The 14,241-nt window shown below is 33.9% G+C and carries 12 protein-coding genes; 1 reads left to right on the forward strand and 11 read right to left on the reverse strand.

Annotation, left to right across the window (positions count from 1 at the left end; all coding sequences use genetic code 11):
- Position 1: 1 nt before the first annotated feature.
- From HPY79_02020 to HPY79_02070, 11 genes are all read right to left on the reverse strand, one after another.
- The gene (locus tag HPY79_02020) at positions 2-1,036 is read right to left on the reverse strand and encodes a CoB--CoM heterodisulfide reductase iron-sulfur subunit A family protein (protein NSW44591.1); all 1,035 of its coding nucleotides are present in this window, start codon (positions 1,034-1,036) and stop codon (positions 2-4) included.
- Between the two features lie 33 nt (positions 1,037-1,069).
- Positions 1,070-2,122 (reverse strand): heterodisulfide reductase subunit B, encoded by a 1,053-nt coding sequence (locus HPY79_02025; GenBank protein NSW44592.1) that lies wholly within the window; start codon positions 2,120-2,122, stop codon positions 1,070-1,072.
- A gap of 67 nt (positions 2,123-2,189) precedes the next feature.
- On the reverse strand, positions 2,190-2,552 hold the full coding sequence (locus tag HPY79_02030) for a four helix bundle protein (GenBank protein NSW44593.1): 363 nt from the start codon (positions 2,550-2,552) through the stop codon (positions 2,190-2,192).
- Between the two features lie 85 nt (positions 2,553-2,637).
- Positions 2,638-3,327: a 4Fe-4S dicluster domain-containing protein gene (locus tag HPY79_02035; GenBank protein NSW44594.1), complete on the reverse strand. Its 690-nt coding sequence runs from the start codon at positions 3,325-3,327 to the stop codon at positions 2,638-2,640.
- 185 nt (positions 3,328-3,512) lie between these two features.
- Positions 3,513-4,070, reverse strand: coding sequence for a polysaccharide deacetylase family protein (locus HPY79_02040; GenBank protein ID NSW44595.1), 558 nt, complete (start codon positions 4,068-4,070; stop codon positions 3,513-3,515).
- A complete protein-coding gene (locus HPY79_02045; GenBank protein NSW44596.1) occupies positions 4,070-7,300 on the reverse strand; it encodes a DUF2723 domain-containing protein in 3,231 nt (1,076 codons plus the stop codon). The genes HPY79_02040 and HPY79_02045 overlap by 1 nt, the downstream gene beginning before the upstream one ends.
- Before the next feature lie 74 nt (positions 7,301-7,374).
- Complete coding sequence (locus tag HPY79_02050; protein ID NSW44597.1) at positions 7,375-8,025, reverse strand: hypothetical protein; 651 nt, start codon at positions 8,023-8,025, stop codon at positions 7,375-7,377.
- On the reverse strand, positions 8,022-9,563 hold the full coding sequence (gene rpoN / locus HPY79_02055) for an RNA polymerase factor sigma-54 (GenBank protein NSW44598.1): 1,542 nt from the start codon (positions 9,561-9,563) through the stop codon (positions 8,022-8,024). Before rpoN ends, HPY79_02050 begins: the two co-directional genes overlap by 4 nt.
- A gap of 54 nt (positions 9,564-9,617) precedes the next feature.
- The gene (asnS, locus tag HPY79_02060) at positions 9,618-11,009 is read right to left on the reverse strand and encodes an asparagine--tRNA ligase (protein NSW44599.1); all 1,392 of its coding nucleotides are present in this window, start codon (positions 11,007-11,009) and stop codon (positions 9,618-9,620) included.
- 15 nt (positions 11,010-11,024) lie between these two features.
- Positions 11,025-12,575 (reverse strand): Rne/Rng family ribonuclease, encoded by a 1,551-nt coding sequence (locus HPY79_02065; protein ID NSW44600.1) that lies wholly within the window; start codon positions 12,573-12,575, stop codon positions 11,025-11,027.
- A 183-nt stretch (positions 12,576-12,758) separates the two neighbouring features.
- Positions 12,759-13,046 carry an integration host factor subunit beta gene (locus HPY79_02070; GenBank protein NSW44601.1) on the reverse strand — a complete coding sequence of 96 codons (288 nt, stop codon included), beginning with the start codon at positions 13,044-13,046 and terminating at the stop codon, positions 12,759-12,761.
- A gap of 118 nt (positions 13,047-13,164) precedes the next feature.
- On the opposite strand from HPY79_02070, the gene mutY reads away from it, so the two are divergent.
- Positions 13,165-14,229 carry an A/G-specific adenine glycosylase gene (gene mutY / locus HPY79_02075; GenBank protein ID NSW44602.1) on the forward strand — a complete coding sequence of 355 codons (1,065 nt, stop codon included), beginning with the start codon at positions 13,165-13,167 and terminating at the stop codon, positions 14,227-14,229.
- Positions 14,230-14,241 lie beyond the last annotated feature (12 nt).

The raw sequence follows: 14,241 nt of genomic DNA on the forward strand, positions 1-14,241 counted from the left end.
TTTACTGAGCTTTTGAATTTAAGAATTCTAATATTTTGACCACAGCTCCCCGTGCATCGGCAAGGGTATCGTCTATGCTTTTGGGCGAAGTGGCTGCACCGGCAACAAAAATCCCTGCTTGCGATGTTATATTCGATTGTGTATGATCATCTTTAGAAGCAATAAAATGACTGCTATTTGTTTCCAAATTTAGCATTTTGATTAAGTTAGATGTGCCTTCGGAAGGGGTCATGCCAACCATAAGTACCAACATATCCATGGTCATTTTCATGGGACGTCCGAGCAACGTGTCTTCTACTTTAATAATAATTTTCCCTTCTTTGTTCTCGGCTGCTTCAGATAGTCGTCCTCTAATGAAGGTAACACCATATTTTTCTTGTGATTCGTTATAAATTTCCTCGAACGATAAACCGTACATGCGTAAATCCATATAAAAGCAATAAGCTTCGGAGTAAGGTAGTTTTTGCCTTATTTCAATAGCTTGTTTTACAGCCGTAACGCAACAAACTTTTGAACAGTAAATATTGTTTATTTTTCTGTCGCGAGAACCTACACAATGAATAAAACCAATACGTTGCGGTTCTTTGCCTTGCTTGGTAAGGATAGGTTGATTTTCGCGAAATAATTTTTCTAATTCGGCTGAGGTGATAACATTGTCGTAAATGCCATAACCGTATTCTTCTTTAAGTCGGGCATCGAATAAATCATAGCCGGTAGTTATAAGTATAGCGTCTGTTTCGATGGTTTCGTTATCTGAGAGGGTTACAACGAAAGACGTGTTTTTCTTTGCGATGTTCAAAACCGTTGTGTTGAGTTGAATTTTTAAGTTCGATGGAATATTAGCTTTTAAAAATTCGATGACTTCGTCTGATTTTCGTTGGTTGGGGAAAAGTCTGTCCCATTGTGCAACGTGTCCCCCAATATGGTTGCTTTTTTCAATAAGAGTAACATTATATTGCATTCTCGAAAGTGTTGATGAGGCTTCTAATCCGGCAATTCCACCACCTATTACGACTATTTTTTGTTTTGCTGTCATAGCTTGAATTTATTTTGTAAAAATAGATATTTGTTAATAGTTTAACAATTTAGGTATTTCAGGTCCTTTTGTGCCGAGGTATTTATTTTCTTTAGAATAGTGAATACCTAGTTTATCTAACAATGGTTCTACCGGTATTTGATGCATTTGTAAGCCAATTTCCCATGGGTTATAACCTAAAAGGAGTGCTGTTATTTCTTCAAATGTTAAAACAGGTATAGCTTTTCCATCAACTCCGAAAAGTTTATGTTCCGATTCAGCAGCTACATATTGCCAGCGATCAAGAAAATAATTGCACCCTGGACAGTTGGTAATAATCAAATCGACATCGTAAGGTTGCATCGACTCAAATTTTTTTAGCGAATGTGAGTAGCTGTATCCTCTGTTAGCTTTTACCAAATATTGTCTAAATCCGAAACCGCAACAATGCCGACGTTCGGGATAGTCAATTAGGTTGCCTCCCCATGCATCTATTAAACCGGCTAATACATAAGGATATTCGGCACCACCTACACCTTTGTGTGGAAATATTTTAGCATAATGGCAACCAATATGTTCTACCACGTTTAAGGGTTTTCCGGTTTTTGCATGTACAAGTTTATATTTTAGTTGGGGCAAAAGTTCTATTCTTAGTTTGTAAATTACATCGCTGGCATGAACAAGATTTTTAGGGAGTTCAAACGTCCTGCCTGTTGCTTTGTAAAGATTTTCGCGTGTTTTTTCAAGAGTTTCGGGGAATTCATGCCAAGTTTCGAGCATCTCAGAATAAATTCCAAACGATGTTACGCATGAACATACAAAATTTTCGTAGCCTAGCTCATTCATGAGCGAAAACTGTCGTGCTACAACTGCCATGGTGGTTTCGAGTGGAACAATAGCTGAATGATAACCAATTCCAGTGCAAGTAGTTTGACGTGCATCGTCGTATATATCCTTTTGAAGATTATTTCTTAATATTTTTAAAAACATTTCTTCGGCTCCAGGAAAGAAATTTTGTCTTATACAACTGCGTGCGTAATAATATTTATCGTCAGCTATTTCTTTTTGATATTGTGCCCAAAGTTGTTTTTTTCCGTCTTGAATCATAGCTTATTAATTTGAAAATTTGGAAATGTGAGAATTTGGAAATTCAAAGTTACAGAAGCAAATAATATTATTTATCATATTTACGTTTTTTTGTTGAGATAATGATTTTTGAAAGAATCTGCATTATTTCTTGAATATCAATCAACAATTTTTCTTCAAAAGGATAAGTTGGACTTTCTTTGCAAATTAATAACCAATATTCAGTTTCGCCAGCTTCTTTGGCAGCAATTTTCAATTTATGTATGAAATCATCAACACTTTCTGCATTTTGAGCTTCTCTAATATTTGCTCCAATAGATGTTCCACTTTTTAATAATTGCCTTGAAACAATATTCTTTTTCCTTTCTTCAAGGAGTTCGCAAAAGTTAATAATCTTTAGTGCAAACTGAAAAGATTTATCTACAATTATATTTTTTTTAGCTTCAATCATTTCTAAATACTTAAAATAAATTTTCAAATTTCCACATTTTCAAATTTCCTCATTTTCAAATTTCCACATTTTCAAATTTCCACATTCACAATTTACTTTCATAAACATCATAAAAATACTCATCTTTTTCTCCTTTATGGAAAGTTAACCCGAGTTCTTTAGCTTTTTCTTCAGATTTGTTTTCAATCAGTTCAAAAAAGTCTGCACCGCCTGTTTGTTTAAAAATTGCCTTAAGCTCGTTTATTGATTCTTGGGGTATTTGACGGAGTGATCCACTTCCGCTTCCATGATAATTGGCTCCAACAGTTAATGATAAGGTTTTAATGTTTTCTTTGACCCATTCCCAGACAGGTCCTTGTTCGGGAAACATATCCATATCAATTTTATCAATATGAACGCAATATCCTTCTTCTAAAATATGTTTACCAATAGTTCTGACTAATGCTAATTGTTGGCGACCTTTTTCCGATTCGGTAAAATAGCCGGTTTTAATAGAAAGTGTTTTAAGCGATTGAATAATGTAAGCAGGTACATTTTCGCGTGGACAGCGAGTTTTGCACGATAAACACTCACCACACATCCAAATAGAATCGCTTTTTAGCAATTGCTCAAGTTCTGATTCTTGTTTGCGTTGAACAATGTTCACTACCATTCGTGGGTCGTATTCATAGTATTGAGCAGCAGGGCAAATAGCGGTGCAAACACCGCAATTGATACAGGCTTTCATACCTTCGATAAATCGAAAATCGGTTTTTAATTGCTCCAGTAGGTTCATATATTAGTCTATAAAATCTATATGTTAAATAGTAGTGATATTGGGCAAAGGTAAAAAAGTTTTATTAATTAATAAAGTCAAAAACTCAATATATTGCTATGTTTTTGAGTACTTGTTGGTAAAAACAGCAATAGGAACATTAAAATGATGTGTCGATGAATGGATGTGATGATTGTTTATCATTTTTATAGCCTTGTATGGAGTAATTGGGTTGTATAATTTTCGTTTTTAAGCCATTCGAAATATGGTTCTAAATATTTTTGTAGTGTAGGGAAGGCTTTATAAGAATCGTGGAAAACAATAATACGGTTAGGGTGGGTATGTTTTTGCAATCTGGTAAGAAAATGGCTTTGTTTATCGATGTTTAAATAGTCTTTCGAAAGGTAATCCCAAAAAACGATGTTATATTTTTTTCGCAGTGTTAGCCATTGTAGGGGTGATATTTTACCATAAGGAGGGCGAAAAAGCTTAGTTTTCAAAATAGCTGCACCTTTGTCGGCATTGGCAATATAAACCTTGTTTTTTGTTTTCCATCCGTTTAAATGTTCGTATCCGTGGTTGCCTAAGGTATGTCCACGTTTTTCAATTTGTTTAATAATGTCGCTATGTTGTTGAGCATTTATACCTAAGCAAAAAAATGTAGCTTTGAATTCGTATTTTTCTAATAAAGCCAACACCCAAGGAGTAACCTCGGGTGTTGGACCGTCATCGAATGTGAGGTATATAAGTTTTTCAGCGCTCATTATTCTTCCATACCGGAAGCGTTGGTAGCTTCTTGTGGGAATTGTGTAACAAACTTTTCGTAGAATATTTTCATTTGGTCGTCAAGTTCTTTAGCCAATTTATCCTGGGAGTATGTACGTGCTATTCTAGCCAGTTCGTTATAAACTGTCATTGAACGGCGAGCTTCGAACGAAAGTGTTTGAGCTTTTTTAGTGTCGAGCGATAAGAAATAATTTAGTTCTTGTTCGGTCATCTTACGCATACCTTGGAAAATATCGAGTGCTTTTTTGCTTTCGCCAGCTTTGAAGTATGCTTCAATAATGCCGAGTACGAAAACATTATAAGGAACTGTCTTTTCGGGCATTACCTGCATACAATGGTCTAAAACTTTTACGGCAGAATCCCGTTTACCTTCACGAAGCAACGCATTAGCTAATCGGGCAAATACATTGCGGAAGTTCATGGTCATGCGGAGGTTGTTTTCGTCTAAATAAACATTTTCTTTATCTATATTTCCCCACACAAATTTGTTCATCAGTCTATCGTAAAGGATGTCGGTATCAATCCAGCCTGTTTGACCATCGAAATTATCTGATTTTATTGGGGTAAGTCGGTAGGTAAGACCATCTAAGCGGAAATAATCTTCCATATTTAGATAAGCATCGCCAACGGTAATAGCAAAGTAAATAGGGCGTTTCCATTTGGTTTGATTCATTATATCGAGTATGGCCAATTCTGATTTAAATACATAATTCTTTTTCACCGTCCACACCATTTCTTTTTCCATTTTCGATGCTTGTTCGGGTTTTATTAATTTTGATTGAATAACAGCTGCTGAATCGACAGGGAATAAGAAATTGCGGGTTGGAATGTAGTTAATGCTTTCTGTATTTGATACAGGTACTTTAGCTTCGGGGGCATCGCTTTTAACAAATTCAATAATATCGGCAATGTTATAAGGTTTTTTAATTTGTTCTATGATAGGACAATAAACACGACGTTCGCCGGCTATTTGGTCGTATGTGAAAGAAATAGGAACAGGATCGGAGTCGTAGGCACGATATTTTATTTGTTCGATGTACCAATCGGTGTTGAGAAGTGATAAATTAACTACACGAATATCGGTTCTAATGCCTTCAACTTCTTGAGCGTACCAAAGAGGGAAGGTATCGTTATCGCCATTGGTAAACAATATCGCATTTTTTTCGCACGATTCTAAATAATTCTTAGCAAAATCGCGTGGTGTATAGCGGTTAGAACGATCATGGTCGTCCCAGTTTTCTTTAGCCATTACATATGGAACGGTCAATAATCCTATTAAGGTGAGTGCAGAGGCAGTTACAACATGGTTTATTTTTTTGCTTAAAATTTGCCATAATGCTGCAATGCCCAAGCCAATCCAAATAGCAAAAGCGTAGAATGAACCAGCGTAAGCATAATCACGTTCGCGAGGTTGATAAGGAGTTTGATTAAGATAAATAACAATGGCAATACCGGTAAAGAAAAATAACAATAATACTAAGACAAATCCTTTGCTTTCGCGGAGGTAATGGAAGTACATGCCGATCAATCCCAACAAAAGCGGTAACATAAAATATACATTGCGGGCTTTATTATTTTTTAAATAATCGGGCAATAAATTTTGGTCGCCAAGGCGAGTATTATCAATAAAAGGAATACCGCTTATCCAGTTACCGTACATTACATTTCCATGTCCTTGAATATCATTTTGGCGTCCGGCAAAGTTCCACATAAAATAGCGGAAATACATCCAACCAATTTGATAAGAGAAAAAGAATTTCATATTTTCGAAAAAGGTTGGTTTATAAATTTTTTCTACATTGCCATCGTATCCCACCCAATTAACAGGTGTCCCTTTAAAGTCTGTCCATGATTTATAGGCTCTTATATGGCTATCTTCCGAACTGTACATACGAGGGAAAAGCATATTAAATTCGGAGGCAAAATTTTGTTTTTGTTTTTTGCCAATTTCAACGTATTTCCCATCTTTTTGAATGTATATAGGACCTTCTTCTATGTATGGATTTGTTCTGTCGAGGGGTGAGGCAAACGAATGTCCATAAAATAAAGGTCTATCGCCATATTGTTCGCGGTTGAGGTACGAAATGAGGGCAAATACATTATCGGGTTTATTTTCGTTGAGGGGGGGATTTTGGTTTGAACGTATTAAAATAAGAGCAAACGAAGAGTAGCCTATTAAGATCATGGCAATACCCCAAACAATTGCATTAAGATATGGTTTAATAGCTTTAAAAATATTTAATAAAAACCATACTAATGGAATGTAAAGAACAATAAAAATTGGTGAAGATATCATTAATGGGATACCAGCAAAAAAGGATGTAAGTGTAACTGCTGATATTTGTAATTTATAGTTTCCATCTTTTTTGGTAACATGAAGTGAATAAGCAATAAGTGCTATAAGTAACAATATGTGGAAAATAAGTCCTGTATGAAATGGCATTCCGAAGGTGTTTACAAACATAAGTTCGAAGAATCCAGCTACTTTAAATAAACCTTGAATAATACCATACATGATAGCTGCGAGTAAAATAACAGAAACAATAGAAGCACTTAACACACCTTTTTTGGTTATTTTTTCGGCTTTTCTAAAGTATATAACGAATACAATAGCAGGAATTGCAAGTAAGTTTAATAAGTGAACCCCAATAGAAATGCCCATAAATAGTGCAATGAGTATGATATATTTTATAGAGTCGCTTTTATCGTGATTTTCGTCCCATTTGGTAATGAGCCAAAATACAAGAGCTGTAAACATAGACGATGAGGCATAAACTTCGCCTTCGACTGCTGAGAACCAAAATGTATCAGAAAAAGTATAGGCAAGCGAACCAACTAAACCACTTCCTAAAATGGCAATCATTTTACCGGTGGTCATTTCTTCACCTTCTTTCAATAACATGCGTTTAGCAAAATAGGTTATTGTCCAGAAAAGGAAGAGAATAGTGAGTGCAGACATGATAGCTGATAATGAGTTTACCATAACAGCAACTTTTGTAACATCGCTTGTAAACATAGAAGCAAAACGAGCCATAATCATAAAGAAAGGTGCTCCCGGAGGGTGCCCCACTTCGTATTTGTAAGAAGTAGCTATAAATTCACCACAATCCCAGAAACTCCCGGTGGGTTCGATGGTAGATAAATACGTAAATGCAGCTATGGCAAAAGCAAGCCACGCACCAATGTTGTTTAATCGTTTATAATTCATTGTGAAAAATTTTAAAGCACGAAAATACTATAAATTTTTCTAAACTTAATGAAGTTGTACTAATTTAACTAAATTTAAAAAATATAATAAACGCATAAAATGCTAAAAAAACTTTCGCAAATTCCTATAATAAAGCCCCATATAACATCGCGATAATCATGTGCTTTAAGAATGAGTCGGGCGGTCATGATAAGCCCAGAGACCATAAATAAAAATATAACTATCTCAAAATTAGAAATTAAAATATATTTATATCGATAAAATAAAAGTACACCTATAAGTGAACCAAGGCCAAAAGTATGCATACTAACTTTAGGGTATAAAAATATTGTTACAGAGAACAAAGTGCTTACTATGGGAACAGTCAGAAAAGCTAAATAAATGTTAGGATGAATATAGATATTGCGAATAGAATAAGTAGCGAAAACATAAAAAATATTCATGGTGAGCGAAACGAGTATTCTTTCTTCTTTGCTTTGTAGATAAAAACTTTGTATAAACTTAAAATAATAAAATAGAATTAACACAACTAATGGAATAATAACCGTTAATAAAAAAAATAGTGTTGTTAATGCTAAAACATAATTAGGATTAAAAATAAAATAACTAGAAAAAAGGCTAAAAGTAAGATAAATGAGTATAGTAGGAATAAAAATAGGGTGAAAAATGATTGAAACAAAGTTAAATATAGATTTTTCTAAAGAAGTTACCTTAAAGTCGCTCATTTCAATTCCTTTCTTAAGCGTGCAACCGGTATGTTCAGCTGCTCACGATATTTAGCAATGGTTCTTCGGGCAACATTCAGTCCTTCTTTTTTTAATAAATCGGCTAATTCTTCGTCAGTAAGCGGATTTGATTTATCTTCGTTAGAAATAAGTTGTTGAATGCGTTCTTTAATTTTGTAAGTAGATATTTCTTCGTCGCTATCGGTAGTCATCGATTCGCTGAAAAACGACTTGAGCGGAAAAACACCAAATGGAGTTGCAACATACTTGTTACTTGCTACTCTTGATATCGTACTGATATCAAATCCTGTTACATCGGCAACATCTTTCAGAATCATAGGTTTTAAAAGCGACTTATCGCCTTCGAGAAAGAAATCTTTTTGTAAATGTACAATAGCTTGCATAGTGGTTAAAAGCGTATCTTGACGCTGTTTGATGGCATCAATAAACCATCGGGCCGAATCTACTTTCTGACGTGCAAACTGTATAGCATCGCGATGTGATTCTTTTGCTTTTTTCTTTGCCTTTGCTTGAGCTTCTAAGGTATAGAGCATTTCTTGAAACGATTTGCTAATTCTTAATTCGGGTGAATATCGAGAGTTGATCGAAACTTTTATTTCGCCATCATCAATTTCAACAATAAAGTCGGGTATTACCTGATTGATAGCCGTATCGAACCTATCTGCATAAGTATTACCAGGGTTGATATTAAGATTTTGAATTTCAGCAATGGCTTCTTTTAGCTCGTCGGTACTCATATTGAGTTTGCGTTGTATCTTATCGTAATGCTTTTTTGTTAATTCTTCAAATGTTTTTTCAATAATTTTAATGGCATTTTTAACTGCATCGGTTTGTTTTTTCCGTTTTAATTGAATTAAAAAACATTCGGATATATTTCTAGCTCCAATTCCTGGCGGATCGAGTGTCTGTATTTGTTTGAGAACCTCTTCAATTTCGTGAGTACTTGCTTGAATGTTTAAATTAAAAGCTAAGTCGTCTGATAGTTGTTCGATATCTCGTTGTAAATATCCCTTTTCGTCAATGTTTCCAACAATGTATTCGGCAATGGCTCGTTGTTTAGGTGTGAGATTGAGATAACCTATTTGAATGTTTAGGTTTTCAATAAAAGATTCTTGACTTGAAAAAACAAACTCTCTCTCATCATTGTCTTTAGATTGATTATTAGCTTGTAATAAATAATAGGGTATTTCGTCTTGATCTTCTTCGCTTAAAAAATCTTCGTATGAAAAATCATCTTCTTGACTTTGTTGGGAGGTGTTATCATCTTCATTTATTTGATCGTCGGAGTTTTCGTTTTCTTCATTATCGTTGTTTTCGTCTATTTGGTTGTCGTCGTCTAACATTTGAATAGGCTCATCGGTTTCTTCTTGACCTTCTTCGAGTGCGGGGTTTTCTTCTAGTTCTTTTTTTATACGTTGCTCTAATTCCATCATTGGGATTTCGAGCATTTTGATGAGTTGGATTTGTTGAGGCGAAAGTCGTTGAAGTAATTTTTGCTGTAATTTTTGTTCTAACATATTCTAAATATTTTTCCTTAGAAACGTTTTTTTTTCATAAAAGTTTCAAAAGGATTAAAATTCAGCATTTTTGGGGGTTCTTGGGAATGGTATTACATCGCGAATATTAGCCATTCCTGTAATGAAGAGTATTAGACGTTCAAAACCTAATCCAAAGCCGCTGTGAGGTGCTGTTCCAAATTTGCGGGTTTCTAAATACCACCATACATCTTTTTCGGGTAGGTTGAGTTCTTTTACTCTATTTAAAAGCTTTTCGTAATTTTCTTCACGTTGTGAACCACCAATAATTTCGCCAATTTTAGGGAACAAAACATCCATTGCACGAACGGTTTTTCCGTCGTCGTTTTGCTTCATGTAAAATGCCTTGATCTCTTTTGGATAATTGGTGAGAATAACAGGGCGTTTAAAGTGTTTTTCAACTAAATATCGTTCGTGTTCGGATTGTAAGTCGCAACCCCAATAAACAGGGAATTCGAATTTTTCGCCAGAATTTTCGAGAATTTCAATAGCTTTTGTGTAGGTTAGACGTTCAAATGGGTTTTCTATAACAAATTCTAAGCGTTGCAATAGTTCTTTATCGTACATTTCGTTTAGGAATACGAGGTCGTCTTTACAATGTTCAAGTGCATATTTTACAAGATATTTAATAAAATCTTCGGCTAAATCCATGTTATCGTTGATGTCGTAAAATGCCATTTCTGGTTCAATCATCCAAAATTCTGCCAAATGTCGTGGAGTATTAGAATTTTCGGCTCTGAATGTAGGCCCAAATGTGTATATTTCTGATAATGCAAGTGCACCAAGTTCGCCCTCGAGTTGACCCGAAACGGTAAGGCTGGTTTCTTTACCGAAAAAATCTTGACTGAAATCAATTTTACCATCTTCGGTTTTTGGCAAATTATATAGGTCGAGTGTCGTTACTCGAAACATTTGTCCGGCTCCCTCGCAATCGCTGGCTGTAATAATAGGAGTATGTAAATATACAAAGCCTTTTGAGTTGAAGTAGTTATGAATAGCAAATGCCATATGGTGTCGTATACGAAGTATAGCACCAAAAGTATTGGTACGTGGGCGCAAATGTGCAATGGTTCTTAAAAATTCAAGACTATGTCCTTTTTTTTGTAATGGATATGTTTCTGGATCGCAAGTGCCATAGATTGTAATTTCTTTGGCTAATATCTCTACTTTTTGACCAGAGCCTTGCGAGGGGACTAAGGTACCAAGCACTCTAATACACGAGCCAGTTGTTATGGGTTTTAAAAAATCTTCACTAAAAAGTTTAGTATCAACAACAATTTGAATGTTATGTATAATAGAACCATCGTTAAGTGCAATAAAGTGAACGTTTTTATTTCCGCGATGGGTACGTACCCAACCTTCTAAAACATAATCGGTATTTATATCTTTTTGATTTAGTAGGTCAATAATTTTAGTTCTTTTTATCATAAGTTCTTTTTTTATTTATAATTCTATTTCAAATCCCTGACGGTTAAATATATGATATTCCAAAAAAGATAATTGGTTTTCGGCAGTAATTTTAATATAACGTTTATATTTAAGCATCCATTTTAATCGAAGCGATAGCCATCCTGATTTTAGGTAAGCAGCAACATAGGGGTTAGCTTTGATGTGAAAATAGCGATATGGAGTTTTTTCAAATAGATATTCAAGATAACTTTCAATTTGATTGCTGATAAGTATAGAGCTTCCCATTTGACCAGTTCCAGAGCAAGTTGGACAGGTTTCAACAGTTATAATATTAAGTTCGGGGCGTACACGTTGACGTGTTATTTGCATTAAGCCGAATTTGCTCAGGGGTAATATGTTATGTTTTGCTCTGTCTTTTTCCATAAGTTTTTTCATGCGTTCATAGAGCATTTTTTTGTTTTCGGCTTTGTACATGTCAATAAAATCAATGACAATAATGCCTCCCATATCGCGTAAACGCAATTGTCGTGCAATTTCTTCGGCTGCAATCAGGTTTACTTCTAATGCATTTTGTTCTTGATTATTATCGTTTATTTGTCGGTGTCCGCTATTAACATCGATAACATGGAGTGCTTCGGTATGTTCTATAATAAGGTAAATGCCCGATTTTAGGGTTACTGTTTTTCCAAATAAGGATTTAATTTGTTTGTTTATGCCAAATTGCTCAAATAATGAAGTATTGCTTTGATGATATTTAATAATTTTTTCTTTTTCGGGTTCTATTGTTTGAATAAATGAGCGCATGGTGTTGGCAATCTGTTTGTCGTTTACATAAATATTGGCAAACGATTCGTTGAGTAAATCGCGAAGAATGGCGTTTGTTCGTTCGAGCTCACCAAGTATGAGCATGGGAGGCTTTAGTTGATATATCTTTTTAAAGGCGTTTTCCCATTTATCGATAAGTTCCCTCAGTTCTAGGTTCAGTTCTTGAGCGTGTTTACCTTCTGATACAGTACGAATAATAACTCCATAATTGGAAGGTAGAATGCTTTCTACGATATGTTTGAGTCGCTGGCGTTCTTCCGATGATTTTATTTTTTGAGAAACAGAAACCTTATTAGAAAAGGGTACTAATACTAGATTTCTACCTGCAATAGAAATTTCAGAAGTTAAGCGAGGACCTTTTGTTGATATAGGCTCTTTTGCAATTTGAACTACAATAACTTGTCCTGATTTTAATATTTGGTTTATTTTTCCATTCTTACTTATTTCAGGACTAGGGTCAAAGACATTTAATGAGGTGTTAGGATTAGGGTTTTGAATACATTGTAACATGTATTTTTGAAGCGAAAGAAAATTGGGACCTAAATCGAGGTAATGTAAAAATGCATCTTTTGAGTAGCCAACATCGACAAAAGCTGCGTTTAATCCGGGCATTATTTTTTTTACTCTTCCTAAATAAATATCGCCTACGCTGAATTGAAGATTGTTTTTCTCTTTGTTTAATTCAACTAAGGTTTTATCTTCAAGAAGAGCAATTTTTATTTCATTCGAATCTACTTCTACAAATAACTCTCTTGTCACAATATCTGTGTATTAATAAACAGAAAAAAACCTATAGCAAGCTATAGGTTTTACTGATAAATAAAAAACCTAACGGATTTTCTTTTTATGACGATTTTTTCTTAAACGTTTTTTGCGTTTATGAACCGCCATTTTGTGTCTTTTTCTTTTTTTACCACAAGGCATAATTCAAATTTTTTAAGGTTATTTTTTTACTTTTTCTTTAACTTCAGCTACAAAAGTTTTTGCAGGTTTAAAAGCTGGGATAAAATGTTCGGGGATAATTAAGGTTGTGTTTTTGGAAATATTACGTGCAGTTTTTTTAGCGCGTTTCTTTAAAATAAAACTTCCAAAACCACGAAGGTAAATGTTATTTCCTTTTACCATCGATTCTTTCATGATTTCCATGAATGATTCCACAGATTTTTGTACTAAAACCTTCTCAATTCCGGTTTTTTTTGAAATTTCGTTTACAATGTCTGCCTTTGTCATATCTTAAAAATTTAATATAATGATTGTCTTATTTTTGAGCTTGCAAATATAGCTTATTTTTATTTACCAAAAAATAAGTTCATGAAATTTATTGAAAAAAAAAATGCAACTTTGTTCCATGATTGAAATAGCAACTATTTTAAACGATTGGTATCATAAAAATAAAAGAATATTGCCTTGGCGTAATACAAAAAATCCCTATTATATTTGGGTATCTGAAATCATTTTGCAACAAACAAGAGTGGAACAAGGATTACCTTATTATAAAAAGTTTATTGAAAATTTCCCTAACATCAGAAGTTTAGCAGAAGCAGATGAAAAAGATGTTTTAAATGTTTGGAAAGGATTGGGTTATTATCGAAGAGCACTAAATATGCACCAAGCTGCAAAATATATTATTAGTGAGTGTGATAGTGTATTTCCAAGCACTTTTAATGATTTATTAAAGTTAAAAGGTGTGGGCGAATATACTGCTGCTGCTATTGCATCTATTGCATTTGGCGAAAAAACACCTGTTGTTGATGGTAATGTAGTGCGGGTTTTATGTAGATTGTACGAATTAAAAGGAAATAAAAATAATATTAGCTTCAGGCATCAATTAGTAGATATTGTAAAACCAGCAATGGATTATGTAAAACCAGATATTTTAAATCAAGCGATTATGGAGTTAGGAGCCTTGATTTGTTTACCTCAAAACCCTAAATGTTTCGATTGCCCTATTGCTCAATATTGTAAAGCTTTTGTAAATCGTACCATCGATCAATATCCTATTGTTAAACAAAAATCTAAACAACAAATTCTTTATTTTAACTACATTATTGTTATTGAAAAACAGGCTCTTTACATGAATTTTCGCAATAAAGATGCTATTTGGAAAAATATGTATGAGTTTCCCGGTATCGTTTCTAATAGATTGTTTAGTCTTGAAGAATTGAAGCAACATAGTGATTATAAACTTTGGTTTGAAAATACTTTAGAATTTTTGAAAGAAACTAATAACTATAAACATGTTTTAAGTCACCGTATTATTTATGCAAAAGCATTTATTTTTAGAAAAGTAAATCCAAACTATAAAATAAATTTTAAAAGAATAAGTATAAAAGAACTAAAAAAAATACCAATGCCTCGTTTAATAGAAAAAATATTAAATGATTATCAAGAATTATTTACAGAAAGTGATTAAAAAATTTTGAAA

Source organism: Bacteroidales bacterium, assembly GCA_013314715.1.
In the GTDB taxonomy this organism is placed as follows: Bacteria; Bacteroidota; Bacteroidia; order Bacteroidales; family GWA2-32-17; genus Ch61.